At 58.5% G+C, this 24893-nt stretch carries 25 protein-coding genes; 9 read left to right on the plus strand and 16 right to left on the minus strand.

Annotated elements, in window-relative coordinates:
• Positions 1-1023 (plus strand): exo-alpha-sialidase (locus VN623_RS05285; protein WP_325568861.1); only part of this gene is annotated, 1023 nt, incomplete at its 5' end.
• Entirely contained in the window at positions 1020-1316 is a 297-nt protein-coding gene (locus VN623_RS05290; RefSeq protein WP_325568863.1) for a MoaD/ThiS family protein, read from the plus strand. The genes VN623_RS05285 and VN623_RS05290, both read left to right, overlap by 4 nt.
• Positions 1317-1364: 48 nt before the next feature.
• On the opposite strand, the gene VN623_RS05295 is transcribed toward VN623_RS05290, so the two are convergent.
• On the minus strand, positions 1365-2081 hold the full coding sequence (locus VN623_RS05295; protein WP_325568865.1) for an SDR family oxidoreductase: 717 nt from the start codon (positions 2079-2081) through the stop codon (positions 1365-1367).
• Between the two features lie 173 nt (positions 2082-2254).
• Here VN623_RS05295 and VN623_RS05300 point away from each other — a divergent pair, with 173 nt between their 5' ends.
• Positions 2255-2752, plus strand: coding sequence for a methylated-DNA--[protein]-cysteine S-methyltransferase (locus VN623_RS05300; RefSeq protein WP_325568867.1), 498 nt, complete (start codon positions 2255-2257; stop codon positions 2750-2752).
• 34 nt (positions 2753-2786) lie between these two features.
• On the opposite strand, the gene VN623_RS05305 is transcribed toward VN623_RS05300, so the two are convergent.
• Together VN623_RS05305 and VN623_RS05310 are read right to left on the minus strand one after the other, a co-directional pair.
• The gene (locus VN623_RS05305; protein ID WP_325568869.1) at positions 2787-3377 is read right to left on the minus strand and encodes an NAD(P)H-dependent oxidoreductase; all 591 of its coding nucleotides are present in this window, start codon (positions 3375-3377) and stop codon (positions 2787-2789) included.
• Positions 3378-3669: 292 nt separating this feature from the next.
• Entirely contained in the window at positions 3670-3984 is a 315-nt protein-coding gene (locus VN623_RS05310) for an EthD family reductase (RefSeq protein WP_325568870.1), read from the minus strand.
• Positions 3985-4199: 215 nt separating this feature from the next.
• Here VN623_RS05310 and VN623_RS05315 point away from each other — a divergent pair, with 215 nt between their 5' ends.
• The gene (locus tag VN623_RS05315) at positions 4200-5099 is read left to right on the plus strand and encodes an ankyrin repeat domain-containing protein (protein WP_325568871.1); all 900 of its coding nucleotides are present in this window, start codon (positions 4200-4202) and stop codon (positions 5097-5099) included.
• 3 nt (positions 5100-5102) lie between these two features.
• Here VN623_RS05315 and VN623_RS05320 read toward each other — a convergent pair whose 3' ends face one another.
• From VN623_RS05320 to VN623_RS05335, 4 genes are all read right to left on the minus strand, one after another.
• Positions 5103-5720 carry a c-type cytochrome gene (locus VN623_RS05320; protein ID WP_325568873.1) on the minus strand — a complete coding sequence of 206 codons (618 nt, stop codon included), beginning with the start codon at positions 5718-5720 and terminating at the stop codon, positions 5103-5105.
• 110 nt (positions 5721-5830) lie between these two features.
• Complete coding sequence (locus tag VN623_RS05325) at positions 5831-7552, minus strand: pyrroloquinoline quinone-dependent dehydrogenase (RefSeq protein WP_325568876.1); 1722 nt, start codon at positions 7550-7552, stop codon at positions 5831-5833.
• 333 nt (positions 7553-7885) lie between these two features.
• Positions 7886-8701 (minus strand): dienelactone hydrolase family protein, encoded by an 816-nt coding sequence (locus VN623_RS05330; protein WP_414653169.1) that lies wholly within the window; start codon positions 8699-8701, stop codon positions 7886-7888.
• 132 nt (positions 8702-8833) lie between these two features.
• Complete coding sequence (locus VN623_RS05335) at positions 8834-9484, minus strand: hypothetical protein (RefSeq protein WP_325568880.1); 651 nt, start codon at positions 9482-9484, stop codon at positions 8834-8836.
• A gap of 393 nt (positions 9485-9877) precedes the next feature.
• Between VN623_RS05335 and VN623_RS05340 the strand changes: the two genes are divergently transcribed.
• Positions 9878-10081: a hypothetical protein gene (locus tag VN623_RS05340; RefSeq protein ID WP_325568882.1), complete on the plus strand. Its 204-nt coding sequence runs from the start codon at positions 9878-9880 to the stop codon at positions 10079-10081.
• Positions 10082-10339: 258 nt separating this feature from the next.
• Here the strand turns inward: VN623_RS05340 and VN623_RS05345 are convergent, their stop codons facing one another.
• Positions 10340-10621 (minus strand): hypothetical protein, encoded by a 282-nt coding sequence (locus tag VN623_RS05345; RefSeq protein ID WP_325568884.1) that lies wholly within the window; start codon positions 10619-10621, stop codon positions 10340-10342.
• A gap of 397 nt (positions 10622-11018) precedes the next feature.
• Here VN623_RS05345 and scpA point away from each other — a divergent pair, with 397 nt between their 5' ends.
• The gene (scpA, locus tag VN623_RS05350; protein ID WP_325568886.1) at positions 11019-13193 is read left to right on the plus strand and encodes a methylmalonyl-CoA mutase; all 2175 of its coding nucleotides are present in this window, start codon (positions 11019-11021) and stop codon (positions 13191-13193) included.
• A gap of 97 nt (positions 13194-13290) precedes the next feature.
• Here the strand turns inward: scpA and VN623_RS05355 are convergent, their stop codons facing one another.
• The 7 genes from VN623_RS05355 to VN623_RS05385 all read right to left on the minus strand — a co-directional run bounded on the left by VN623_RS05355 (position 13291) and on the right by VN623_RS05385 (position 19915).
• Positions 13291-13896 (minus strand): HupE/UreJ family protein, encoded by a 606-nt coding sequence (locus VN623_RS05355; protein WP_325568888.1) that lies wholly within the window; start codon positions 13894-13896, stop codon positions 13291-13293.
• 105 nt (positions 13897-14001) lie between these two features.
• Positions 14002-15240 carry an agmatinase family protein gene (locus tag VN623_RS05360; protein WP_414653168.1) on the minus strand — a complete coding sequence of 413 codons (1239 nt, stop codon included), beginning with the start codon at positions 15238-15240 and terminating at the stop codon, positions 14002-14004.
• 64 nt (positions 15241-15304) lie between these two features.
• Complete coding sequence (locus VN623_RS05365) at positions 15305-16435, minus strand: ABC transporter substrate-binding protein (protein ID WP_325568889.1); 1131 nt, start codon at positions 16433-16435, stop codon at positions 15305-15307.
• 65 nt (positions 16436-16500) lie between these two features.
• Positions 16501-17307 carry an ABC transporter ATP-binding protein gene (locus VN623_RS05370; RefSeq protein ID WP_325568891.1) on the minus strand — a complete coding sequence of 269 codons (807 nt, stop codon included), beginning with the start codon at positions 17305-17307 and terminating at the stop codon, positions 16501-16503.
• 1 nt (position 17308) lies between these two features.
• The gene (locus VN623_RS05375; protein ID WP_325568893.1) at positions 17309-18205 is read right to left on the minus strand and encodes an ABC transporter permease; all 897 of its coding nucleotides are present in this window, start codon (positions 18203-18205) and stop codon (positions 17309-17311) included.
• A gap of 198 nt (positions 18206-18403) precedes the next feature.
• Positions 18404-19351 carry a LysR family transcriptional regulator gene (locus VN623_RS05380; RefSeq protein ID WP_325568895.1) on the minus strand — a complete coding sequence of 316 codons (948 nt, stop codon included), beginning with the start codon at positions 19349-19351 and terminating at the stop codon, positions 18404-18406.
• 345 nt (positions 19352-19696) lie between these two features.
• Complete coding sequence (locus VN623_RS05385) at positions 19697-19915, minus strand: hypothetical protein (protein WP_325568897.1); 219 nt, start codon at positions 19913-19915, stop codon at positions 19697-19699.
• A 340-nt stretch (positions 19916-20255) separates the two neighbouring features.
• Here VN623_RS05385 and VN623_RS05390 point away from each other — a divergent pair, with 340 nt between their 5' ends.
• Positions 20256-20861 (plus strand): HdeD family acid-resistance protein, encoded by a 606-nt coding sequence (locus tag VN623_RS05390; protein ID WP_325568899.1) that lies wholly within the window; start codon positions 20256-20258, stop codon positions 20859-20861.
• A 70-nt stretch (positions 20862-20931) separates the two neighbouring features.
• Here the strand turns inward: VN623_RS05390 and VN623_RS05395 are convergent, their stop codons facing one another.
• On the minus strand, positions 20932-21363 hold the full coding sequence (locus VN623_RS05395; protein WP_325568901.1) for a hypothetical protein: 432 nt from the start codon (positions 21361-21363) through the stop codon (positions 20932-20934).
• A 444-nt stretch (positions 21364-21807) separates the two neighbouring features.
• Here VN623_RS05395 and pip point away from each other — a divergent pair, with 444 nt between their 5' ends.
• Entirely contained in the window at positions 21808-22770 is a 963-nt protein-coding gene (gene pip / locus VN623_RS05400) for a prolyl aminopeptidase (protein ID WP_325568903.1), read from the plus strand.
• A 291-nt stretch (positions 22771-23061) separates the two neighbouring features.
• A complete protein-coding gene (locus VN623_RS05405; protein ID WP_325568905.1) occupies positions 23062-24801 on the plus strand; it encodes a DEAD/DEAH box helicase in 1740 nt (579 codons plus the stop codon).
• Positions 24802-24893: the final 92 nt, after the last annotated feature.

Here is a 24893-nt window from a genome sequence, read left to right on the forward strand (position 1 = left end):
CATTTTGCCGGCTGGGAACTCTATCATCTCAAGGGCTCGCCCGCTGATCCCGACAGGATATATGCCTCGCAGTCGAGCAGCTGGTTCGGCCAGCAGATCCAACGCTCAAGCGACGGCGGCAAGACGTGGGAGCCGGTCGGCAACAGCTTCGCCTACGAGGGAATTCCGGGCACGCATCAATGGTACGACGGCACGCCTCATCCCTGGGAATTCAAGCGCGTCTGGCATCTCGAACCGTCGTTGACCGATCCGGATACCGTTTACGCAGGCGTCGAGGATGCTGCTTTGTTTCGTACCACCGATGGCGGAACATCCTGGCAGGAACTCCCCGGACTTCGCGGTCACGGATCGGGAGCTCACTGGACACCCGGCGCGGGCGGTATGTGCCTGCACACGATCCTGCTCGATCCGGTTGATCCGAAGCGCATCTTCATTGCCATATCGGCGGCAGGGGCCTTTCGCACCGACGACGGCGGCGAGACGTGGCAGCCGATCAACCGCGGCCTCAAGTCGGAGCACATCCCCGATCCAACCGCCGAGGTCGGCCACTGTGTTCACCGCTTGGCCATGCATGCCTCCCGCCCGGATGTCCTTTTCATGCAGAAGCACTGGGATGTCATGCGCAGCAACGACGCCGGCAGTTCCTGGCATGAAGTCAGCGGCAATCTGCCGACCGATTTCGGGTTCGTAATCGATGTCCACGCGCACGAGCCGGAGACCATTTACGTGGTCCCAATCAAAAGCGATTCAGAGCACTTTCCAACCGACGGCATGCTGCGTGTCTGGCGTAGCCGCACCGGCGGGAACGAGTGGGAGCCCTTGACCAAGGGCCTGCCGCAATCAAACTGTTACGTCAACGTTCTACGCGACGCGATGGCCGTGGATTCACTCGAATCCTGTGGCGTGTACTTTGGCACGACGGGCGGTCAAGTCTATGCTTCAGCCGATGCCGGCGACACCTGGAGCGCTATCGTCCGCGATCTTCCGCCCGTGCTTTCAGTGGAGGTCCAGACCCTGACATGATCCGAGTCGTCCTGCCCTCACACCTCAAGATGCACGCCAATGTAAATGGCGAGGTGAAGCTCGAAATCGATGGCGCGGTCACGCAGCAATCCATCCTCGACGCACTCGAGAAAAGTTATCCTGTTCTGCGAGGAGCCATTCGCGATCATGCCACGCAGCGGCGCCGACCGTTCCTGAGATTTTTCGCCTGTCAGCGAGACCTTTCGCACGAAGCCCCCGACGCACCGCTTCCGGACGCGGTCGCGTCTGGGTCGCAGCCATTCTTAATCGTCGGCGCACTCGCCGGCGGTTAAGCCGCGTGTCCTTATGCGGCGCGCTACGCTGGACGTGCTGACCACTCCTCAGACCAACGATCCGCCACCGTCGATCGTCAGCACGGAGCCGGTAACGAAATCATTTTGCATCAGGAACAGGACGCCGGAGGCGACATCCTCCGGCTTTCCGATGCGCCCTACCGGCAGGGAGGCACCCATCGCCATGATCGCGTCCCGATGCGGCCCGAACGTGTTCCACAGAGGCGTATCGATCAGGCCGGGAGCAACCGCGTTGACTCGTAAGGGCGCCAAGTCCAGCGCCAGTGCTCGGGTCATGCCCTCTATCGCCGCCACGCCAGCAGCGCCCATCGCTCCGCCTTTGCCGGGGCGGGTCGAGTACAATCCCGACATCAGCGTAATGGAGCCCGATTTCATTTTCGACCTGACCTGACGGACGACGTTGACGACGCCCAGCAGACGAATTTTGAGCAGCGATTCAAGATCACGCATGCCTGTTTCGAGCACGTCACCGCCGCCGGGCCGGAGTTCGCCCGCCGGAAGAAAGACGTGATCGATCTGTTTCTCGGCGGCGAACATGGTTTGAATCGATGTTTCGTCCGAGATATCGGCAACCGCTGTTCGCAGCTTGTCGGAATTCAAGTCGGCGGCGGCCTTGCGCAGCCGTTCCTCAGAACGACCCGCGATCAAAACTGAAGCGCCCTCAGCCAGGGCCAGTCTCGCTGTCTCAAGGCCGATCCCGCTGCTGCCGCCAATTATGATGACCCGTTTGCCGTCGAGACGCATGGCAGCCTCCTTGTGATTTCTTCGGTTCGCATGACCTCACGTGTAGAATTTCGCAATCGTCGATGTATGAAAGTCCAAAAGGTCGCTGCCATCCATTGTTTTGCAACGACTCTGGACGTCCGCTGATAGGACTCCCATGTCTTCGGTAACATTGCGGAGAGGAAGAGCACCTCATGAGCTTTGTTTATAAAACGATGAAATCGCCGATCGGGTTGCTGACACTCGTTGCAAGCGATAAGGGCCTAGCAGGTATCCTCTGGGAACATGACAATCCGGAGCGGGTCAGGCTTACTCCGAGAACGGAGGACACAGGCAATCCCGTTCTTCTAGAGACAGAAAAGCAGCTGAATGAATACTTCGCGGGAAAACGTCGGTCGTTCTCCGTGACGTTGGATTACGTTGGAACGCCGTTTCAAAAGAAGGTCTGGAAGTCAATGCTCGCAATCCCGTTCGGCGAGACGCGAAGCTATGGTCAGCTTGCCAAAGAAATCGGAAATCCAAAAGCGGTGCGTGCGGTGGGCGCTGCAAACGGCAAAAATCCGATCTCCATTATCGGTCCTTGCCATCGGGTGATCGGCGCCTCGGGTAAGTTGACGGGCTTTGCGGGCAGTCTGAAAGCAAAGGCGTATTTGCTCAGTCTAGAGGCGGATCAGTCAAATCTATTTCGATAAAAGGCGCGGAGAATTCGGTGAGCAGCTTCTTCGCTCAGTACGGAGGCGGGCGGCTTGCTCGCTGAACCTTCGAGGCCTCTGTCCACCATGCGAGATCGTCGGCAAAGCGTGGAAATGCCAGCTGGAGCGCCTTACCCAATTCGCCGATCGGCTGGCTATCGGCGTCGAGGGTTTGAGCAATGGGGCCTACGGCAAGAGTGCTAGAGACGACCACCATCCCCATCTCAGCCAAGGTTCCATGCCAAGTGAAACTGGATCGGGCGCCGGATAGCCGCCCGGCTGAATAGCTGGCAATCGCGGCGGGCCGCCAAAACCATTCCTCGAGGAAATGATCCGTGAGGTTCTTAAGGCCCGGCTGCATGCCCCAGTTGTATTCCCCAGTCACAAATATAAACGCGTCCGCCTCTTTGATTTTGCCGGCGAGCGCCTCCATGGGTGGTGGTGCGGAGCCTGGAGCGAATTCCTTGTACATTCTATCGAGCATCGGCAGGCCTACGACCTTGGCGTCGATCAGCTCCACATCGACGTCGCGCGCACGAAGTCCCGAGACAATGAAATTTGCCAATCGTATGCCCAGTCGATCGCTGCGATAGGACCCGTAGAAAACAAGAATTCGAGCAGTCATGAAATCTCCAACTCTTATCGGGAGCGGATTAGCTCAGAACTACATGAACATCAGCGCAGTCGCGAGAACCAGAGCCAATTTTGCGATCATGGGCAATGAGTTTGTGGCCAGTCTGGCGGCCTTGCACATGCGAATCTGCCGTATGCGGGACATAGATTTTGCGAGACACTTGGGCCGGCATCAAGACTCGATGCCGGCCCTTTTTATATGAAAGTTCTACGAAAACCGTTGATCGATCGGGCACGAAAGAGTTGCCTGAAGGGGATCGAGATCAAGGGATAAGTGCCGAGGATTATCCGACGACGACTTCGCTGATCTGAATTACGGGCGTTAGATCCGTGTAATTTTTGATATCAGCCATAATCTCTTCGGCGTGCGGACCGAAGCCAGCTTGGAAAGCATCAACCGAGTCGCAAAATATGTGGCACATTCCAACGTAAGTCGCGGGCGTGCCCGGCAGCCCGCCGCCAAGTCCTTTGTCGATCGTGTAGGACTTGCAGCTGTCGCCCATTTTTCTTTTAACCATGGGCATATGCTTATCCCGATAGTACTCGTGATCGAACCTTGCCTTAGGATCGTTCGGGTACATCACGCTAACTTTGATCATGAATTGCCTCCTTGGTTCGGCGCTCACGCTTCACGAGGTGCTTAAACCCCAGCGGGGCGGCGCGCAAACGCTTGAAGCGGCTCTTTACGGCTGGCAGCACTGCGAAGGTGATATGGAAAGTCCGTCCGGCGACGTGTACGCTCCCCTGATGCGCGGAAAGGGTGAAGCACATTTACAGCAATCGTTACGCCAACGTTGATCGAGCGTTTGCCGCCGTGAGATTCTTGCCGGCGGCATGCTGCCTGTTATTTGCCAACGCGGCTCTCGCCAACGTGAGAGTGTGCCAGGAGCAGGAGCAGCACTACGAACAAATCAAGGCGACCGCGGGCCCGATTGAAATCAACTCCGCGCTCACTTCTGCCGCGGACAAGGGATGCCTCGATCTCACACGCCGTCTACTTGACGATGGCGCTTCCCTCGGGGCGCGCGATCGTCTGGGTGCCATGCCTCTCAGTCATGCAGCCTCGGCAGGGCATGTCGACATCGTCAATCTCTTTATTGGCCGCGGGGCGGCAATAAATTCGCGCAACCTCGACGGATCGACAGCCCTTTTCCTGGCATCGGAACAGGACAACGGTGCCGTTGTCGAAACCCTCATCGCCCATGGCGCCGACGTCAACCTGCCGGGTCGAAGCGGCTTAACCGCAATCGCTGCGGCGGCCTACATGGGAAACGAACCGCTGGTCCGCCTTCTCCTGCAAAATAACGCAGATCCCAAGATTGCCGACTCCAGCGGCAAGACGCCAATATGCTATGCGGGTGGCCGCGGTTTCACAGCCGTCGTTCGCGTGCTTCTCGATCACGGCATCGACGTCAACGCGCGCTATGGCAACAATCTGACCGAACTCATGTGGGTGGCGGGCCACGAGGACGGCGCAGGAACGAACGACGTGGCGGATATTTTGACGTTACTGATCGATCATGGGGCACGCCTCGATGATCAAGACAATCGCGGACGTACCGCATTGATGATCGCCGCGTCGCTCGGCCATGAGAAGGCGGTCGAGATACTTCTCGCACGTGGCGCCAACAAAGGCGTCCATGATAAAGAAGGCAAAACCGCGATGGACCTCTCGGCCAACGATGCGCTGCGTGTGGAACTCGCCGGCAAGTGAGGCTTACTGGCCGTTCGTTGCGCCTGTAATCTGCAATCCCGACAGATACTGCGCGAGCGGTGCTATGTTGGCCGGCGCGACCGCATTCAAAAGATCCGACATACCGGGATTATTGGCGCGCGTGCGATCGCGGAAGTCGGTCATCGTCTTTTGCAGATACTCGCGCTGCTGACCGGCGAGGCGCGCCGTCGTGCCGTCACCCTGGAACTGATCGAGATGGCAAGCGGTGCAGCCGACCGAGCCGATAATGCTTTGAGCATTGGATGCCACGTCGTTCGGCGCCGACGGTTGCTGCAGATTTGGCCAGGAAAGCTTGGTGAAGTGGGCGGCAAGCGCCTTTAAATCGTCCTTGCTGAGGTCTGCGACCACTGCAGCCATCTGATCGTTCTTGCGGTTGCCGCTCTTGAAGTCACGTAATTCGATGTAGAGATAGCCTTCGTTCTGTCCCCAAATGACTGGCGTCGTCTTTGCTTGCGGTATGCCTTTTTCGCCGTGGCATCCGGCACAGATTTGAGCCTTGTCCTCGATACTGTCTGCGGCGAACGCCGGCGAAACCAGCAAGCATAATGCCGTGATGATCGGAACGCGCCGAAGTCTGGCTCCACGAGCATGTTGGGACATTCTGATGGTACTCCGATACTGCGGTAGAGTGAGCTGCCGTGAAACGAAAGGAGCGCTAGCCGCGCTCCTTTCAATGATGTCAGCCGTCAAACGGCGTTAAGCCACGGCACTCAGTCGACCGTAAAGGCAATGATATTGTTGCCCCGTTTGAAATCGATCTGCGTATTCCCGCCCGCGCCGACGACAATGTATTGCTTGCCATCGACCGAGTAGGACGCCGGTGGTGCGTTGACGCCCGCACCTGCCTGGAACGACCACAAGATCTTGCCGCTGTCAGCCTGATAGGCCCTGAACCAGCCGTTAGCCTCTCCGGTGAAAACCAGATCTCCGGCCGTCGCAAGCGCGCCGCCCATCATCGGCTGTGGCGTCTTCACCTGCCACTTGATCTTTCCAGTGTTGTAATCGACTGCTGTGACGTTGCCCGACTGCTGTTCGGTTGGAATAACCTTGAACGCGCCGCCGAGCCAAAGCTTGCCGTCGGGATAAGGGCTGCTTTGAACCTGGTAGGTCATCGGCTGGTGCAGGTTGACGGCGTAGCTGAGGCCAAGACCCGGATTGACCGCCATTGGCGACCACTCCACGCCGCCGTTGGCACCGGGCAGCATTCGTGCGCCTTCTTTCGTCGGCAGCGTCCACATGTTCTCTTGCGGCACCATCGCTTCGGAGAAGCGGATGAGGCTGCAATCGTTGCGGTTGTGGACGTATACGTGGCCGGTCTTACCAGCGTGAATTACGCCGGGGATCGTCTTGCCGTCCTTGTCCTTTACGTCGATGAGGATCGGAGGGCTGACCGCGTCAAGATCCCAAACGTCATGCGGAATATATTGCAGATGGCAAACGTACTTGCCGGTATCGAGATCAAGCGAAACGAGCGAGTCAGTGTAAAGGTTGTCGCCCGGACGGAGCCCGCCGTCGAGATCCGGTGACGGGTTGCCGACGACGAAGAATATCCGATTGAGCTTGAGGTCGACCGCGGGATTTTGCCAAACGCCCCCGCCAAGTGTTTTGTATGGGTCGCCCGCCTTTTCGTACTGAGCTTTCTCTGCCGCGATATCGCGATGCATGTCGCGCCCGGTTGCATCGTTAGGCGCCCACACGCCGGCCGACTTTTCAGCTGTCGTGTCGAAATTCCAAACGAGTTTGCCGGTCTTGGCATCGTAAGCGCGCATGAAGCCGCGAATGCCGTATTCGCCGCCGTTCGTACCGATGAGTATCTTGCCGTTGACGGCGGTCGGGGCCATCGTCTCGCTGTACCCGGACTCGGGATCTGCGATCTGCGTTTCCCACAAGAGGCTGCCCGTCTTTGCGTCAAGCGCGACGAGCTTTGCGTCTAGCGTCCCGAAATAGACCTTATCCTCGTAGACCGCGACACCGCGATTGTTGGGGCCGCAGCAATAGGTCGTGATCGGACCCATCTTGTGCTTGTAGTGCCAGTACTGCTCGCCGGTTTTGGCGTTGACCGCGTAGACGTGATCGAATGCGGTCGTGACGTACATCACATCGCCGACTACGATCGGCGTTGTCTCCAGCGACTCCTTCACATCCATCTGAAATATCCAAGCCGGGTGAAGCTTGGCAACGTTGGAGGCGTTGATCTGTTTGCCCGGAAAGTAACGGGTTTGGTCGTAATTGCCGTTGGTGTGAAGAAACTCGTTAGCGTTGTTGGCCGCGTTATTCAGCTGCTCTTGAGTGACCGACACGGCAGGCGCGCCCGCCGCTGTATCCTTCGCAGTGTGCTCAATCTCCTGTGCTAGTGCTGGAGAGAGTATCGAAAACGCGAACGCCGCTGTGACGGCCGCCGCGTATGCGTGGCAGTTTTTTCCACCAACCATATTGTCCTCATTTGCTTGGACTTTGCACGGCCGCCGATGCCGGCATCTCATGCTGAACGATAAACCATCTTGAGCATTTACGAGATTGCGCCCGGCAATTCTTCCTGTCAATTCGATCGAGTGTTTCGGGATAGATTGTGAATGGGTGACGCGCTGTCGATCCGTAGACCATTGGGAATTTCACCGGACCGCTTATGCCACTGGCATAAGCAATTCAAAACGCGCGGTTAAGCAAAGCAGCCATTAAGTATAAGCATAACGGACGCCAGCAATTCCGGATCGGAAATAGGCGCCGTGCCGTCGCCAAGTTTAACTTAACGCCTGTCGACGGCTTCAGCGAAGCACGCCCCATTTCTTGAACCACGCGGTCATCTGCTGCCAAGCATCTTCGGCCGCCTCTTTGCGATAGCTTGGACGGTAGTCGGCATGGAAACCATGAGGCGCGCCGGGATAGATCTTGAACTCAGCCGTCTTGCCGGCCGACTTGAGTGACGCCTTCATGTCTTCGATTTGACTAGCGGAAATGCCTTGATCGGCACCACCGTAAAGCCCAAGCACGGGCGCCTTCATTTCGGGCGCCAGCTGCAAAGGGCTTTTCGGCCAGATCGATTTCTGCGCGGCAGGATCTGCGAGCGAACCATAGAACGCGACTCCAGCTTTAACATCGGCGTTGGCGGCACAGTATTCCCAGACCGTTCGGCCGCCACGGCAAAAGCCCATGATTCCCAATCTATCCGTATCGCCGCCTTGCGACTTCGCCCATTGCACGGTTGCATCGAGGTCCGAAATAAGCTCAGCATCGGACTTGGAGTTGACCAGCGGCATCAGCTTGTTGATTTCGGCGATGCGGGTCAGGTCGCCCAGCCGAAAATAGTAGTCGGGTGCTATGGCGAAAGCCCCGAGTTTCGCAAGGCGGCGCGTCACGTCCTTGATGTATTCGTGCAGCCCGAAGATCTCCATCGCGACGAGAATGACGGGAGGATTCTGGACGGCCTTCGGCCGGGCAAAATAGACCGGCATTTCTCCATCGGACACCTGGACCTTGGCATCACCCGTATCGATCCCGCTCATGTCCGTCCGGATCGCCTCGGCGCGGACAGGACCGGCGGCAAGCGTATACCCCGCAGCAGCCGCGGCGGACGCGCTCATGAAACCGCGGCGGGATAGCAGTGCAATTTTAATCAGCCCGGCGATGTCGGAGGCTACGCGCGTGTTGGCGTTCATCGGTCTGCTCCATCTCTAGACATACGCTCCGTCTGTGCCGAACACTTCGGCCCTTACTCAATTCGGAAGCGTCGGGTCCGGCGCCAGCCCAACGAAACCGACCAGACGGTCAAGGGACGTAATCTTTTTAGAGCTCGTCGGTTCCGGCTTCAGCCGCCGCTGACGTGCGGGACCCTGTTTTGCCGACCTTGCCAGAGTGCGCTTGGTGTGGCGAGGACTTCGAACTCTCGAGCCAACATCCGAGTCTGGCTCTGCCGTTTTGGGAGGTTCGACCGTTGCCTCGGGTTTCGCGCTCTCTACGACAGCCTGAACTGGTTCTGCTTTCGGCTCTTCCGGCGCCTGCCCCTCCGACAGCGCCGCCATCAGGGCTGGTGTCTTCGGATCGATTGGCGGCGCGTCGAGCACGCTTGGCGTAACAGGCTCGTTCTGCACGACGGCGTGAAGAAATTCCGAATTCGTACCGGTCGAAGGACCAGCGAACTTTGCGCTCAAAATCTCGGCAGCTTCACGAGCACTCGGTGACTCGGTAGCGTTGGCCTTGGCTGCCAGTAGGAATTCGCTGAAATTGATCAGCGACACGAACTCCGGGAGCGAAACCGGTTCTTGCGTGTTCGATGCGCCGGGCACCGGGCCGGTCAGTGATATGGCTTCGTGTTTTACCTTCGATGGGAATGATGACGCCATCAGCGCACCGAAGAGAATAGTCACTGTGTTAAGTCTCAAAACTTCACCCCCACGCGATACTTGGATAGGGCTGCGAGCGTCGGCGCGGATCAACGTCATGCACCGCGACGGTCGTAGAAGTGGCGGCGACTTTTGCGATCGCCCTAACGGCCACTTCAACAAACCTGAACCGTCAACAAAGGCAGGAGCGAGGCCGTAAATGGTGATCAATCGAGCATAAGGAATGGTGTCGCGGCCGCTCGACGGCGCCTGCCACAACAAAGCCGCGCTGGCTGCCGGCTCCACGCTGCGAAGTCGCCGGCGGCAATCAAACTGTCACGGATGGAACAGCGAAACGCGACAGGCTCAGTCATTCTCCTCCTCAAGACGAGAGACCAAACGACCTGGTCCGAACCGCACTTCAGAGGAGATCGCATCATGTCAGGCATCGTTATCGGATCAGTCGCCGCCGTTATCTCGACTGCCGCCGCTGTCGTTGTCACAACGCTTCCGGACGCTCAGGCGCTTCTCTCGCCGCTGACTGAAGGCGGCAACGAATACGCGATGGCCGCGGCTTCCGTTCTGGCCTCGCTGCCAATGCTGGCGATCATGAGCGTTTTGGCGATCTCAGGCCGCGAATAATTTTCACTTCCGCCACCCTTGCTTGCTTCCTCCCCCGTGCCTTGGCCAGCTCTCTCGCGAGAGCTGGTTTTTTCTTGGCGCGTGCTACTCCGCTGCGCGGAGCCGGCCGCACGCGCGGGATCTTTTTTCTTGGCGCAGGCGACTCGCCTTCGGCGAGCCGGCCGCCGACGCGGGATCTTTTTTTCTTGGCGCAGGCGACTCGCCTTCGGCGAGCCGGCCGCCGGCGCGGGCTTGTGGCGATGTTTGGAGAACGTCGCGTCAGTTCTTTTTGAGCAGTTCGACTTTGGCTGCGAGGTCGGGAACGAGCGTCACCCTGTAGGTGCCGCTCTCGCAATCCAGAATCCAGACGGTCTCATTTGGCGCCGACTGCGCACGATCCTCTTTCGCACTCTGCGGCTTTTCGCAGACGTAGCCCTGGTCGCGGATCTGGGCCGCAATAATCTCTACGGGGCTCTCGTCGTTTCCGGCGTAAGCCCCCCATGCCATAAGAGCCACCGTCAAACCGGAACCCAGCGCAGCAATATACGATGTCTTATTCATGCGAATCTATGCTCCCGCATCAATACTTTCCGATCGCACAAAATGAATGAGAGGCTAAACCGCCGCGATCTCCGACCAAATATACGGCGCAATGAATGAATGCGGTCTCAAATTCTGATTTTGAGGCAAATGCCGGCGAACCGCCAGCCGGATGTTTGGGTCCGCACAGACCTCCGCGCAGGATCGGACGCTAGCTTTCGTCGGGTCGTGAGTGTTAACCGTTTCCGCCCGTTGTGGTGGTTGGCCGTTGTCGCCGTCCCGCCCCCTCAATGTTGCCTGCCAGCCGGAATCGTAGGAACCCTCGCTTTGGCAGCGCGTCATGTCGGCAATTGTCGTTCGCCGCGGTTTTGCGTACCGTCCTCAAAAGCCGCTAACTCTATCGGATACGTACCCATCGATGCCTTCAATTCCTGATTTCACGCAAGTGTCACTCGAATCGTCCGTCAGCAGAGCCCCCGCGGCCGGGCTGACCGCTCCTGAGGCACCGGTTTGGGAAACGCCAGAAGGCATCCCGGTGAAGCCCGTCTTCACGGATGCCGACACGGCCGGTCTCGATTTCATCGACACGATGCCCGGCATCGCGCCGTTCGTGCGTGGACCCTACCCGGCCATGTATGCGCTGCAGCCGTGGACCATCCGCCAGTACGCCGGTTTCTCGACGGCGGAAGATTCAAATGCCTTCTATCGCCGCAATATAGCGGCCGGACAGAAGGGCCTCTCGATCGCCTTCGATCTCGCGACCCATCGCGGCTACGATTCGGACCACCCGCGCGTCAAAGGTGATGTCGGCATGGCGGGCGTGGCGATCGATTCCATTTACGACATGCGCACGCTGTTCGACGGCATCCCGCTGCAGGACATGACCGTCTCGATGACGATGAACGGAGCCGTGCTGCCGGTGCTCGCGCTCTTCATCGTCGCGGGCGAGGAGCAGGGCGTCTCCCCAAAGAATCTCGCCGGCACTATTCAGAACGACATTCTGAAAGAGTTCATGGTGCGCAACACCTACATCTATCCGCCTGCACCCTCGATGCGCATCGTGTCGGACATCTTCGCCTATACGAGCGCGAACATGCCGAAGTTCAATTCGATCTCCATCTCCGGCTATCACATGCAGGAAGCCGGTGCGACTGCGGACCTCGAACTCGGCTACACGATTGCAGACGGCATCGAGTATGTGCGCGCCGGCGTCGCTGCCGGTCTCGACATCGATGCGTTTGCCCCGCGCCTGTCGTTCTTCTGGGCGATAGGCATGAACTATTTCATGGAAATCGCAAAGATGCGGGCCGGCCGCCTGATCTGGGCGAAGCTCATGAAGGAAGAATTCAATCCGAAAAACGAGCGCTCGCTGTCGCTCAGAACGCACTCGCAGACGTCGGGCTGGAGTCTGACGGCGCAAGACATCTTCAACAACGCAACGCGCACATGCCTTGAAGCGATGGCGGCGACGCAGGGCCACACGCAATCGCTGCACACCAACGGACTCGATGAAGCCATCGCGCTGCCGACTGACTTCTCGGCCCGCATCGCACGCAACACGCAGTTGCTGTTGCAGCAAGAAAGCGGCACCTGCCGCACGATCGATCCGTGGGGCGGCAGTCACTACGTCGAGCGTCTGACCTACGACCTCGCGCAAAAGGCGCTGGCACATATCGCCGAGATTGAAGAACAGGGCGGCATGGCGAAGGCGATCGCCGCCGGCATCCCGAAACTTCGCATCGAGGAAGCGGCGGCGCGCACGCAGGCCCGCATCGACAGCGGGCGCCAGACGATTACCGGCGTCAACAAGTTCCAGATCAAGGGCGATCGGGATATCAATTTCCTGAAGGTCGATAACAAGAGCGTGCGCGAGCAGCAGCTTGCAAAGCTGGCGCGCCTTCGGGCCGAGCGCAACGAGTCCGAGGTTCAGGCCGCGCTCGACGCGCTGACGGAAGGCGCGAAGGGCGACGCCAACCTGCTCGACCTCGCGGTCAAGGCGGCGCGCAAGATGGCGACAGTCGGCGAAATCTCTTATGCGCTCGAGAAAGTTTTTACCCGGCACAAGGCCGAAATTCGCGCCATCTCCGGCGTCTACAAGAAGGAAGCGGCGATGAACCCGAGCGTTGATCGCGTCAGGAAGCTCGTCGAGCAATTCGACAAGAACGACGGCCGCCGGCCGCGCATCCTCATTGCGAAACTCGGCCAGGACGGCCACGATCGCGGCCAGAAAGTCATTGCCTCGGCGTTCGCCGATTTGGGCTTCGATGTCGATATCGGGCCATTGTTCGCGACCGCCGATGAAGCGGCGCGGCAGGCCGTCGAAAACGATGTCCACGTCATCGGCGTATCATCGCTGACGGCGGGACATTTGACGCTGGTTCCCGAGCTCAAAAACGCGCTGGATAAAGAGGGTCGCGGTGACATTATGATCGTCGTCGGCGGCGTCATTCCGCCAAGCGACTACGACGAACTTTTCCGCTCCGGCGCCAAAGCCGTGTTTGGCCCGGGGACGAACATTCCCGAAGCTGCGGCCGATTTGGTCGAGAAACTGAATGAGCAGTTGGGGTACGTGGATAAGGCGGCGGCGGAGTAGCGCCAGGGCGGCCGTCTGCAGCAACGCCTGGCATGGACGCCGCGTTTAACCGGCGATGGCCGTAGCCCGTACCCAGTGGTGCGAACTACGCCATCAACTAGGCTGCCAGCCAACCGGTAAGCAGCGACACTCCAGCAAGTGCACCTGCCGTTCCGGCCACTCTATTCAGAATCCTTGAGGGAACGGGCCCAAGACGATTCAAGCTGAGGCCGAGCCCAACACCTGCGACGTGGAGCAATCCGGTCGCGGCGATAAATCCGGCGGCATAGGGCAGGAACGAGATCGCAAGGCCTGCGCCTTCGCTGCCGTGTGCGTGTCCGTGGAAGACGGCAAAGAGACCGACGAGCGTCATCGCGCCAATCGTCGGCAGCCGTACTCCAAGGGCAATGGCCAAGCCCATGACGACCACGGAAAACCCTATGCCTTCTTCGACCATCGGCAACGGCCAGCCGTAGTAGCCCAACATTCCACCGAAGATCATCGTGCCGACGAATGCCGACGGCACAAGCCAAAGCGCTACGCCGCCGAGATTGGCAGCAAAGAGGCCGACGGCGACCATCGCAAGGATGTGGTCGATACCGCCCAACGGGTGGAAGAATCCGTGCCCGAATGTGTCGACGGATCCGGCGCCCACGTGGGCGAAGGCGGGCCCTGCCGTCAAGACAAGGGCGGCGATGGCAAGTGACGACACTCTTCTCAACATTGATACTTTCTCCCTCTGGCAAGCGCTGCCATCAACATTTTGACGCGAGATTGACTGACGGGGCCGATCGTCAAAGTGCAAAGATTTGCCCACGGCAAGTCCTCCTTATTTCGTGACCTTACTGCGATGACCGATTTTATCGTTGGCGATGAGCGTTCCGAGAACATCGAGAACGACGCGGCAGGCGAGCTGTGCGGTGTTGTCGTTGACGTCGTAAGGCGGCGACACCTCCACGACCTCCATACCGCAAAGGCCCTCTTTCGCTATCGTGTGAATCATCTCGAAGGCTTCGCGCGGCAGAAGTCCGCCGGGCTCGGGAGAGCCGGTACCCGGTGCAAATCCAGGGTCGATCGAGTCGATGTCAAAGGACAGATAGACGGCTTTGCAGCCTTCCCACGCCATCTCCAATGCGACTTCGGCAGCCTTCTTGGGGCCGAACGTTTGCACATCATGCATCGTTAGCACGCTCGTGCCACGACGCCGGGCCACAGCAGTTCCAGGCCGATTGCCATACCAGCCACCGATGCCGACCTGTACGAGATTCTTCGGATGGCAATTCGGCAGGCCGACATCATGCATGTGGCTATGATCGCGATGCGACGTGTGGGTGCCCTCATTGGTCGTCCAGAACCACGGCGTCGTGTGCATTCTCTCGTCCATATCTTTTTCTTGAATGTCGATATGGCGATCGATGTGGATGATGCCGACGTTGCCGTCGATGTGCGGAGCTATCCCCCTGACGTTCGGAAACCCGAGGCTGTGATCTCCACCGCATATGATCGGAAAGACGCCTGACGTGTAAATGTGCGAGACCGCCTTCGTTACCTGGTCAAAAGTCTTTTCGATGTTGCCTGGGATAACGAAAATGTCGCCCGCGTCGCAGAGATCGAGCTCCTCGTAGATGTCGACTCCGCCATCGAACCAATAGCCGTCGTAGAGTGCGGAGATGCGGCGTACGGCCTGCGGCCCAAATCGCGTGCCGGGCCGGTATGTCGTTGCCGAGTCAAAGGGGGCGCCGACAAAAGCCGCTTCATAGTCACCGATTTTGCGTATGTCTTCGCAGTACGGTGCTTTCATAAAAGTATTGATGCCCGCGAAGGCCGGCTGGTGCCCGCGGCTGAAGAGTGAAATATTTCGATCGACAACCGATGATGCCGCTTCAAGACCATATTGGAGAGAACGCTTGACCTCCTCGTCCTGCTTCTTTTGAGAGATGTGGGACAAACGCTCCATCGACTTTGCGCCGTCCGTCTCCTCGCGCTTCACGCCGTGAGTACCGTGATGGTGGTGATGATGTCCCCCGTGGGAGTGCCCATGGTCATCATCTTTCGTACCTCGAGCCATTCGAAGTTTACCTTTTCAGTTGGATGCTGAGAAAATTCTGGAACAACGCGCCGCGCCGTCGCCGCTACTGCGGTCCGAGCCGTCCGATCCATTTGTTCGACGTATACTTGTCGGGGATGCCATCCTTCACCAGTGCGCCGATGATTGAAGAATCCAGTCCCTCGGCCGATTTGGCATTCTTCTGCGCAACGCCGGCCGCAAGGTAAGTCTCGCTAAACAGATCCCAGGTCGGCGCCGCGTAGCCGGCGACGCAATCAGGTCCGCCGAAAAGCACACCCCAGCCCTTGGCGTCTTTCGGCGCCCGTGGCGCTCCTTCAGGGAGGCTTTCGCAAAGTGGCTTTCCACCCGGCAAACCGAATGCGCCCATGTTCTGATTGATGTTGAGCATGATGGCGCCGGATTGATTGAGCTTCACATCTGGAATGGGCCAGGAAAGACCGGCTGCAACGATCTTGTTGCCTTCCTCGGGGTTTTCCTTCCACCAATTCACAGCCTCGAACCAGGCGCGCATAAGTTCCTTTGCAACTTCAGGCTTTTTGGCAAGCCAGTCCTGATTGCAGGCGATGGCATCAGAGATCAGTCCACGCTCCCAGGTTTTGTCCGTTAAGCTGGACTTGAAGACTTTCGCGCCTTCGCGCTTCAACGATTGCGAAGCAAATGGGTCGTAGTTGACATCGATGTCGAGGCCGCCGCTTGCGAAGGCCGCGGCGCTTTCCTGTGGCAGCATCACGGCGTGATGGACTTCCTTCCAATCAATTCCGGCTCGCTTGAGCGTGAGGAGCATCCACATGTGATTGAGAAAACCGAAGTCGGCTCCGAACGTTTTTCCCTTGAATTCGTCGATCGAATTGATGTCCTTCGTCACCACCATTTTGTCGAGGCCGTAGGACATATCGGAAAAGGCGACAACCTTGATCGGCAGATCTCCGGCGCGCGCCAATACCATGCTATCCATGGTGTTGTTCATGCATTGAACTTGACCCGAAGTAATTGCCGCGTTCTTTTCCGTTATGCCCTCGATGATTTTGACGTCGAGGTTGATGTCCTTCGCCAAGCCCTTTTCCTTGACGATGTACCAGGGCGCGTACGGAGAGAACGAAATGATCGCAACGCTTACATTCTCCGCCGCGTGAGCGACCGTGAAGAAAGCAGTGGAAGCACACAGAGATATTAAAGCGGTTGTCAACTTTCTCATTATCATTACCACCATGCCTAATCGGTTTCAGATGTTGCGCCGGCTACAATCGAAACTGCTCTGCCTTATCGAATTTCCTCGCGCATCATCGCGAATAGATCGCGCTCGAGCTCCGCGTATCCGGGAAGCTCCAGGAGTTCTTCTTTTCGCTTGTAACGCCGGCCGCCCTTAAAGGTCAGCGGGATATCGGCTTTGATGCGTCCGGGTTGCCGCGAGAAGAATATGATGCGATCGGCCAAATAAATGGCTTCTTCGATGTCGTGGGTAATCGCGACGACCGTCTTCTTTTCGCGCTCGATTAGCTCGATCATCAGCTCCTGCATTTCCCAACGAACCTGAGCATCGAGTGCTCCGAATGGCTCGTCCATGAGGAGAATTGCGGGATTCTGCGCAAGCGTTCGAGCCAGCGCGACGCGCTGTTTCATGCCGCCTGATAGACTACGGGGATAGGAATTTGAGAACTTCTCGAGATGCACCAGCTTCAAGAAACTCATGGCGCGCTCTCGGCGCTCCTGGGCCGATACGCCAAGAATTTTCATTCCGTACTCGACGTTTTGCAGAGCCGTCAGCCAAGGAAACGAAGTGTAAGCCTGAAAGATCATCCCACGATCAGGCCCCGGCCCGTCGACATTCTTGCCGAAGACTTGCAGGCGTCCGCGCGTCGGATATTCGAGACCGGCGATGATGCGAAGCATCGTCGTCTTTCCGCAGCCCGACGGTCCAAGGAATGCCGTTATTTGGTTCTCGTGCAATTCGAACGAAACATCGTCGAGTGCCTTGAACGTTCCGCCGAGATATTCCTTGCTGATGCGGGAACTCTTAAGTGGCGGTGCGCTTGATGTTTGGCTAAGTCCTGTTACCACGACATTCATCCTATGACCTCCGCTCGGCGTTCCAGGGGAACAGCATCAGGCAAATGCCGCGGAAGACGAGATCTGTCGCGACCCCCAAAGCACCGATCGTCAAAATGCCAGCCATGATCACGTCGACGCTGAGAAAGCGACCGGCACGCATCATCACTGCGCCAATGCCATCCTGAGCTCCGACGATTTCCGCGATCACGAGGTAGGTCCAACTGACCGCTATCATGTTGCGCATTGAATCGAAGACGGCTGGAAGTGCAGCTGGAACGACGATGCCCCTGAGTATCTGGAAGCGGGACGCGCCCATCGTCAGGCCAGCTTCGACGAATTCCTTTTGGATAGCCGACGTATTGTCGAGAACCAGAGAAATCAGGAAGAAGATCACACCCATAAAGAGAAGAGCGATCTTTGCCTGGTCGGTTGGTCCAAACCAAACGAGCAACAGCGGGATAAAGGAAGCGGCAGGCAAATAGCGCCACGCCGTCAATGTCGGATTGAACAGCGCCCGGATGTTGCCGAAGCTGCCCATGAGTATGCCGATCGGCACGCCGATCCCGGCGGCAGCTACGAAGCTGATGAAAATGCGCCAACAGCTTATGTATACGTCATGAGCGAAATTGCGTTCGACAAACAGTACGTAAAGCGCCGAGCCAACTTCTTGTATCGAAGGGAGAAACTTTCGAGCCGATACGGGCGTGAGATAATGCCCGAGCTCCCACACGCCGAAGAATGCCAAAGCCCCGATAAGTGCAAGTAATCCCGCCCGACGCGCGGACGGTTGCCTTCGAAACTCCAGGAACCTTTCTTTTGGTGGAATATATAATGGGGCATCATCCATGCTTGCCGACGCGGCGGCGAGCGAGATCGACGGAATGACGCGCGATTTTACTATCGTGCTTTCCAACATTAGCCCTCCCGACAGGGACTGCAAAATCTAACGTTTTGTCAGTCTTGAATTGTCAGGAAGGACGTTAGTGTCGGCAGGCCGTGTGCGAAAAGGTCCAAAATGCAAATGTGCAGCATTGACGGCATTAATGCTGCGGCAGCGAACATAAAGCGTTCCACCGCCCATTCTAGCGGTACGCGTTCTCGCCAAAAAAAAGCGTTAGAGGCTCACCTCTGATTGCTTGGCGTCGCCAATCAATGCCTTGAACTCATCAAGGAAGAAAAGATTCGAGAGATGCAGTGGGCCGTTCGGATTCGAGATGATGAAGATGTCCATCGAAGGGGCATTGCGTTTGCCAAGCAGGGGCCAAAGCCGCCCAGCCGCAACGTCGGGTTCCGCATAGCCTTCGGGAAAGAAGCAAATACCTACTCCGAGGATAGCCAATCGACGGGCTTCCTCAAGGTGCTGCGAAATTCCGGCAACCTTCTGTCCAAGCCCATATTTCAAGCGAAAATCGGTGAGCTCATCGGGTTCATCGGCTCCGGTCAGGATGAACGGCTCGGTGCTCAGGGCGCCCGGATCCTGAATTTTCTGTCCGTAAAGATGAAAGTTGCGCCCGCAGTACGGGCGATGAATTTCGCAAAGCAGCGGATGATAAATCAGGTCAGCGCGTTTGGATCGTGCCGGAGCGACGCCGATATCGATTTCCTGCCGCAACAGTGAGTTGATCACGTCCGACCAGCTGGCGATATCGACAATCAGTTCGGCGTTCGGGCATTTCCGATGAAACGCAACAAGTACATCGTCGAACATTCTACTGACGACGTTGCTTATCATCCTTATTCTCACCGGGCCGCTAACGACGTTGTACGTATCGGCGATTGTGTCGGGAACACCCCCGATGAGAGACTTGAGTTCGGAACACGTATCGGCGAGGGCGCGACCTTCATTGGTCAGTTCAAAACCGCTCGGACCTCTTTCGCAGAGGCGCACATTCAACTGGTCTTCGAGACGCTTCAGCGCCAAGCTTACCGACGGCTGCTTGCGGCCCAATAGATCGGCCGCCGCGGTAACGCCACCGCTCTCGACGATGATGGAAAATATCTTGAAGAGGTTCCAATCGAGCTTTTGACAAAAGTCGTTGCGCCGGCTTTTGACTGAACTCATGCAGCATCACCACCTGACCAACTCGCCGACCGCCGGCGGACCACAGACAAAAGTTGTTGCAGTGCTCGTCGGCGGTCGCAAGGTAAAACAGGGGCAACCTTGTGAAAATAATTATGCAACCTACCTTCGCCGGGATAATGCTTGAGATTGGGCAAGAAACAGGATGGCTTGATGCGCGAATGCTTACGTCAACAGCGAATTTCGGCACGAACGAAGCGGCGCGCGGCGCAGTTTATGAATTTCCTAAGCACCGACGCTCGTCGGCGCCAAGCTTAACGTTAGAGATGAAATCAGAGCCGATCCCGCAGTCGCGCGAAGGCCGGGACACCCAAGATCCGCGGTGACTTACACGGCCAAAGCCGGTTCACGCTCCATCCAGTGCAAATCGGCGAGCCGATCGAGAATGAGATCGGGCAAAACCTGCTCGATGACATCCGATTTCAAATAATCGCCGGCGTTGATGATGATTGGCGCCAGCTGCTTGGCTTCAGCGCTATCGTTCTCGTTAGCTGCGAGGAACTCTCCGCCTGAAAGGGAACTTTGCCAGGCTTGGGACATGGTCATCGACCACATCCAAACTGCCATCCAGGGATGCATCGTACTCACTCCAAGGAACAACGGCTTCTTAACGCACTTGGGGCGCCCCCCGTTCCCAAGGCTAATCAACCCGGTAACCAACTGCTTTCTCGACGTTTAATGCACAGCGGCGACGTCCTGGCGTTCGTTAATAGGGTTTACCGGCAGTCTCGCTTCGGCACTATTTGAACCAGCGGTCACACGTTTAGCTTAGTGCTGAAATCCGAATGTTCGAATTGCGCCGAAGTGGAATAATGGGCCCGCCCTGGCATCGGTTCGGCCTTGAGTTGAGACGAAGGTCGCCATCGGCAATCAAGGAGTGTTGGCAATGTCTATCGATCAATCCGGCATCAGCCTCTTTCGCCAAGAACTTGCGTCGTCGCTTCACGACCATTGGAAATCATATTTATTCGAGGGCATCGTTCTCTTGCTGCTGGGCGCAGCCGCAATCATTGTTCCGCAGATCGCCACCCTGACCGTCGCGCTGTTGATCGGTTGGCTATTGCTTTTCAGCGGAGTTATCGGCCTCATCACGACCTTCCAAATGCGTCCCGCGCCGGGCTTTTGGTGGTCTCTGGTCTCCGCGCTTATTGCGATTGCGGCCGGCGTCGTACTGCTCGCTTCACCCGCCGGCGGCGCTATCACGCTGACTTTCGTGCTGATCGCCTTCTTCATCATAGAAGGCATCGCCTCGATCATGTTCGCGCTTGATCACAGGCAGGAACTGCCCGGAAGCTGGGGAGCGATGCTCTTCAGCGGTATCGTCGATCTGGTGTTGGGTGGGATGATTTTTCTCGGCCTTCCGAGCTCCGCCGCGTGGGCGATAGGACTGCTGGTCGGCATCAATATGTTGTTTGGCGGCGCAGCGCTGATCGCGATGGCATTGCATGCCCGCAAGCTCAATACGCCCTCATCGCTAAGAACGGTCCGCTAGTCGAACAGCATCTGGCGTGGGGCCGTATCTACAAAGCCCCGCGCCAGATGATCTTAGCGTTTGATGAAGTCTAACGCTTCCTCAAGGTGAACGACGCCGTTCCTGCCTCGCCGGACAAGCGCACGCTCTGGCTGCCGCCAGAAACCGTGATGCGGATCGAGCCGCCGGTATTGTACTGCTGATTGAAAAAGTTTCCGGAGTAGGTGCGGGCGCCGGTCCGTGTCAGCATTGCCGTTTGATCGACCTTGGCCGAAGCAGTCGCGCATGTCGCCGACATTCGATAACTCGTTTCGCCGGTCTTTGCGTAATAGGCACGACAGCGTGCTCTTTCCTTCGCACCAGACGCAAACGCTATCGAACCGCTGCCCGACCAGGAGCCGACCAGAGGCGCCGAGTCTGCTCGTGCGGCGCTGAGGCCGGTGCAGTTCAAAGCAAGCGCAGCGGCGAAGGCAGCGCCCGCGGCCACAATACGCGACGCGCGTGGCGGGTCGCTCCTCATCATCGTCGTTCTCCTGTCATTCATTTCATGCACCGAAATTGTATGAGGCTAAGTCGAAGATAGCAGCGCATCGGCGCACCGATATCAATTCTAATCTTGATCGAGAGTGAACCGTCAGACACGTCCCCGAGATCAGCTCCAGGCGAGCGCCAACAGTCTGTTTGCGCCGCAGCGTAATCTGGGGGCACTGTCCCGCGAGTCAATGACCAAAGGCTACCGACGACGCAATTCACCCATGTGACGGTCCCAAGTCCCCCGGCGAGACTACGCTTACCGGAGACTATGAGATTACTAACCTCGACCTAAATGAGCCGACCCGCCAGTGCTTCCACGTCGCATAGGCCGACTGGCTCGCGCTATCCTCCCCATGCGATGGGTGGCATAACGCCTCCCGTACGGTCTTGGCGGTGCCCGCGGCCGTTAGTCTTTTCCCCACCGAACATAGCGATGCAGCTCAGATCGAAAATGAAGCCCCTGCCCGATGCGCTCCGCCCTTTTGACGCCCGCATGATCAATGTCGGCGACGGGCATTGGATCTACGTCGAGGAAGTCGGAACCAAAGGCGGCCGGCCGGTCGTGTTCCTGCACGGCGGCCCGGGCAGCGGATCGCAGCACGTGCACCGCACGCTATTCGACACGGCGCGCGACCACGTGTTTCTGCTCGATCAGCGCGGCGCCGGACGCAGTCACCCGTATTTGTCGCTGACCGCGAACACGACCAGTCATCTGGTTGGCGACCTCGAGATCATTCGCGAACATTTCGGTATCGCGAAATGGCTCGTCGCCGGCGGCTCGTGGGGCTCGACACTAGGGCTCGCCTATGCCCAAAAGCATCCTGACCGTGTCTCGGGTCTCGTTCTTCGGGCAATTTTTCTTGGCACCGACCGCGAGGTCCAGTGGGCGTTCATCGACGGGCCGAAGACGTTCCGGCCCGAACTATTCGAAGCCTTTCGAGACCGCCTTCCGGCCGCCGAACGGGCCGATCCGCTGGCTGCTTATCTCGCCCGGCTTGGCGATCCCGATCCGGCGGTGCATGCCCCTGCGGCCCACGCCTGGTTCACCTACGAACACGCGCTCTCTGAGCTGGCGCCGCGAAACGTCACGCTGACCGGCGACGTCCGCGAAGGTGCTCGCGTGCCGCCGACACCGATCGTCGAAGCCCATTACATCCGCCACAGCTTCTTCTTGCAGCCCGGCCAAATCCTGGCCGATGCCCACAGCCTTAAAGGCATTCCGGGTACGATCGTGCAGGGCCGCTACGATCTTTTATGTCCGCCTCAGAACGCCTACGCGCTGGCGGCGGCTTGGCCGGATGCACGGCTCGAAATCATCGATAACGCCGGTCACGCGATGACTGAGCCCGGCGTCAGCGCCGCGATGCGCCGAGCGATCGCAGAATGCGGGAGATGACAAGCCCCCTCTCAACGTAAATCCGTGAGAGGGGATATCTTGCACCGCGGCAGAGCCGCACGTCACGGCGTAATGCCTTGACTTGGCCCACGAACATCCTCATACACCGCTCATTGCTCTTCGATGGCGCTCGGGTCCTCGTGCCACTTCAAGCGGTTAAACCTACCGCGCTCGACCCTGCATCCAGATCAATCCTTCAGACAAGGCCACACCCCGAAAGCGCCGGTGTGGGCCATGGGACGAGACCCGGCACCAAGTGCACGGGCTTGAAGCCCTTGGGAATTCTTTACTTTGACAATCCAGACTTTCGAGGCATTCGGTTTTGCCGAGCCTCTTTCGCGTGCCCTCACTCAGTGCGGGTATACGACGCCGACACCTATCCAGGTGCAGGCGTTGCCGCCGCAGCTTGAGGGCCGCGACCTGCTCGGCATGGCCGAGACAGGTTCCGGCAAAACCGCAACGTTCCTTCTCCCGATCCTGCAGAAGATTGCAGCAAATCCAGTCGAGCTCGGCTGGAAGCAGGTTATGACCCTGATCTTGGCGCCGACGCGCGAACTCGCGATCCAGATCGATCAGGAAGTGGCAAGCCTCTCGCGCAACATGAACATCCGCCGCGCCGTCGTGCTCGGTGGTGTCAGCAAGGGTCCGCAGATCAACGCGCTGAAGCGTGGCGTGCATGTGCTCGTCGCGACGCCCGGCCGCCTGCTCGATCACGTCAACATGCGCAGCTGCGATCTTTCCGGCGTGCAGACGCTTGTGATCGACGAAGCCGACCGCATGTTCGACATGGGCTTCATCCGCGACATCAAGAAGATCGTTTCGCTGATCCCGATGAAGCGCCGCACGGCGCTGTTTTCGGCGACGATGCCGACCGAAATCAGGAAGTTCGCCTACGACATCCTGCAAGACCCATTCCGCGTCGACCTGTCGACAAAGACAATGGTCGTCGATCGTATCGATCAGAAGGTCATGATCGTTCGCACCCCGGAGAAGCAGAGCCGGTTGCACACGATCCTTGCCGATGCGGCCTGCGAACGCGTCATCGTCTTCACGCGCACGAAGCGCGGCGCCGACCGCGTCGCCGAGCGTTTGGCGATGGCCAGCATCAGCTCTTCGGCGTTCCACGGCAACAAAGCCCAGAACGCCCGCCAGCGGGCGCTCAATGACTTCATGTCGGGCCACGTTCGCGTTCTCGTCGCGACCGACATTGCGGCGCGCGGCATCGACGTTTCAAACATTACGCATGTCGTCAATTTCGACATGCCGCTCGACCCCGAAACCTACGTGCACCGCGTCGGCCGGACGGCCCGCAAAGGTAACAGCGGCATCGCGATCTCGCTTTGCGATCCGTCAGAGCGCAAGGAAATCCTGGCGATCGAACGCCTGATGAAGCAGAAAATCGAGGTCATCGGCGACGTCGGCGGCGAAACCCTGCCGTCGCCCGAGCGGCGTCCGCATCAAGCAACTAACGCCCCGCGCCGTGATGGCGCGCCGCGTAACGGTCGTGGTGGCGAAGGCCATCGCGGCGGCGGACGTCCCAAGCAGGATGGCGCGAAAGCCCGTTCGCACGATGACCGGCCCTACGGCGATCGGCCGAACAATGGCCCGGCACATGCGCGCCATGGTCATTCCGATCAATCGAGCCCGTCCAACGGCCATGTGGGCGGTAAGGCGGTATTCGGAGTTGCCGGCCGCCAGGATAGGCCCGCCCCTTCCAACCCGCATCGTGGCGAACGACGCACTCCTGATCAGCGCGGCCAAAATGAACGCTCCGCTGAGCATCGTTCGGGTGAACACCGCCCGGCACGCCGCGCGGATGAGCATCGCGGCGGTCCTGCACAGACCGGGCGTCCCCGGAACGGCGAGACCGGCGCCAAACGTGAAGCCGGTAACGCGCCCATGAAGCGTAACAACGAGCGTGGCGGCGATAGCCGCACCGGATGGAAAGGTAACGACGCGCCGAAATTCCTCCGGCGTGACGAAGATCGCGGCCACGCACGCCCGGGCCGCAATCCCAACCCCACGTCCTGACACTCCGACCCGCACTAAGCCCGGCCTATAAAAAAGGCCGGGCAAATGCGCCCGGCCAGTGCGGAGAAGACAACGTCGACAACGAATGATCG

Origin of the sequence: Hyphomicrobium sp., from assembly GCF_035572195.1 — a bacterium.
In the GTDB taxonomy this organism is placed as follows: Bacteria; Pseudomonadota; Alphaproteobacteria; order Rhizobiales; family Hyphomicrobiaceae; genus Hyphomicrobium_B.

Coding starts and splice junctions, on each gene's coding strand:
- VN623_RS05290 (WP_325568863.1), top strand. CDS start 1,020: ATGATCCGAGTCGTCCTGCCCTCACACCTCAAGATGCACGCCAATGTA.
- VN623_RS05295 (WP_325568865.1), bottom strand. CDS start 2,081: ATGCGTCTCGACGGCAAACGGGTCATCATAATTGGCGGCAGCAGCGGG.
- VN623_RS05300 (WP_325568867.1), top strand. CDS start 2,255: ATGAGCTTTGTTTATAAAACGATGAAATCGCCGATCGGGTTGCTGACA.
- VN623_RS05305 (WP_325568869.1), bottom strand. CDS start 3,377: ATGACTGCTCGAATTCTTGTTTTCTACGGGTCCTATCGCAGCGATCGA.
- VN623_RS05310 (WP_325568870.1), bottom strand. CDS start 3,984: ATGATCAAAGTTAGCGTGATGTACCCGAACGATCCTAAGGCAAGGTTC.
- VN623_RS05320 (WP_325568873.1), bottom strand. CDS start 5,720: ATGTCCCAACATGCTCGTGGAGCCAGACTTCGGCGCGTTCCGATCATC.
- VN623_RS05325 (WP_325568876.1), bottom strand. CDS start 7,552: ATGGTTGGTGGAAAAAACTGCCACGCATACGCGGCGGCCGTCACAGCG.
- VN623_RS05330 (WP_414653169.1), bottom strand. CDS start 8,701: ATGAGCGCGTCCGCCGCGGCTGCTGCGGGGTATACGCTTGCCGCCGGT.
- VN623_RS05340 (WP_325568882.1), top strand. CDS start 9,878: ATGTCAGGCATCGTTATCGGATCAGTCGCCGCCGTTATCTCGACTGCC.
- VN623_RS05345 (WP_325568884.1), bottom strand. CDS start 10,621: ATGAATAAGACATCGTATATTGCTGCGCTGGGTTCCGGTTTGACGGTG.
- scpA (WP_325568886.1), top strand. CDS start 11,019: ATGCCTTCAATTCCTGATTTCACGCAAGTGTCACTCGAATCGTCCGTC.
- VN623_RS05355 (WP_325568888.1), bottom strand. CDS start 13,896: ATGTTGAGAAGAGTGTCGTCACTTGCCATCGCCGCCCTTGTCTTGACG.
- VN623_RS05360 (WP_414653168.1), bottom strand. CDS start 15,240: ATGGCTCGAGGTACGAAAGATGATGACCATGGGCACTCCCACGGGGGA.
- VN623_RS05365 (WP_325568889.1), bottom strand. CDS start 16,435: ATGAGAAAGTTGACAACCGCTTTAATATCTCTGTGTGCTTCCACTGCT.
- VN623_RS05370 (WP_325568891.1), bottom strand. CDS start 17,307: ATGAATGTCGTGGTAACAGGACTTAGCCAAACATCAAGCGCACCGCCA.
- VN623_RS05375 (WP_325568893.1), bottom strand. CDS start 18,205: ATGTTGGAAAGCACGATAGTAAAATCGCGCGTCATTCCGTCGATCTCG.
- VN623_RS05380 (WP_325568895.1), bottom strand. CDS start 19,351: ATGAGTTCAGTCAAAAGCCGGCGCAACGACTTTTGTCAAAAGCTCGAT.
- VN623_RS05385 (WP_325568897.1), bottom strand. CDS start 19,915: ATGACCATGTCCCAAGCCTGGCAAAGTTCCCTTTCAGGCGGAGAGTTC.
- VN623_RS05390 (WP_325568899.1), top strand. CDS start 20,256: ATGTCTATCGATCAATCCGGCATCAGCCTCTTTCGCCAAGAACTTGCG.
- VN623_RS05395 (WP_325568901.1), bottom strand. CDS start 21,363: ATGATGAGGAGCGACCCGCCACGCGCGTCGCGTATTGTGGCCGCGGGC.
- pip (WP_325568903.1), top strand. CDS start 21,808: ATGCAGCTCAGATCGAAAATGAAGCCCCTGCCCGATGCGCTCCGCCCT.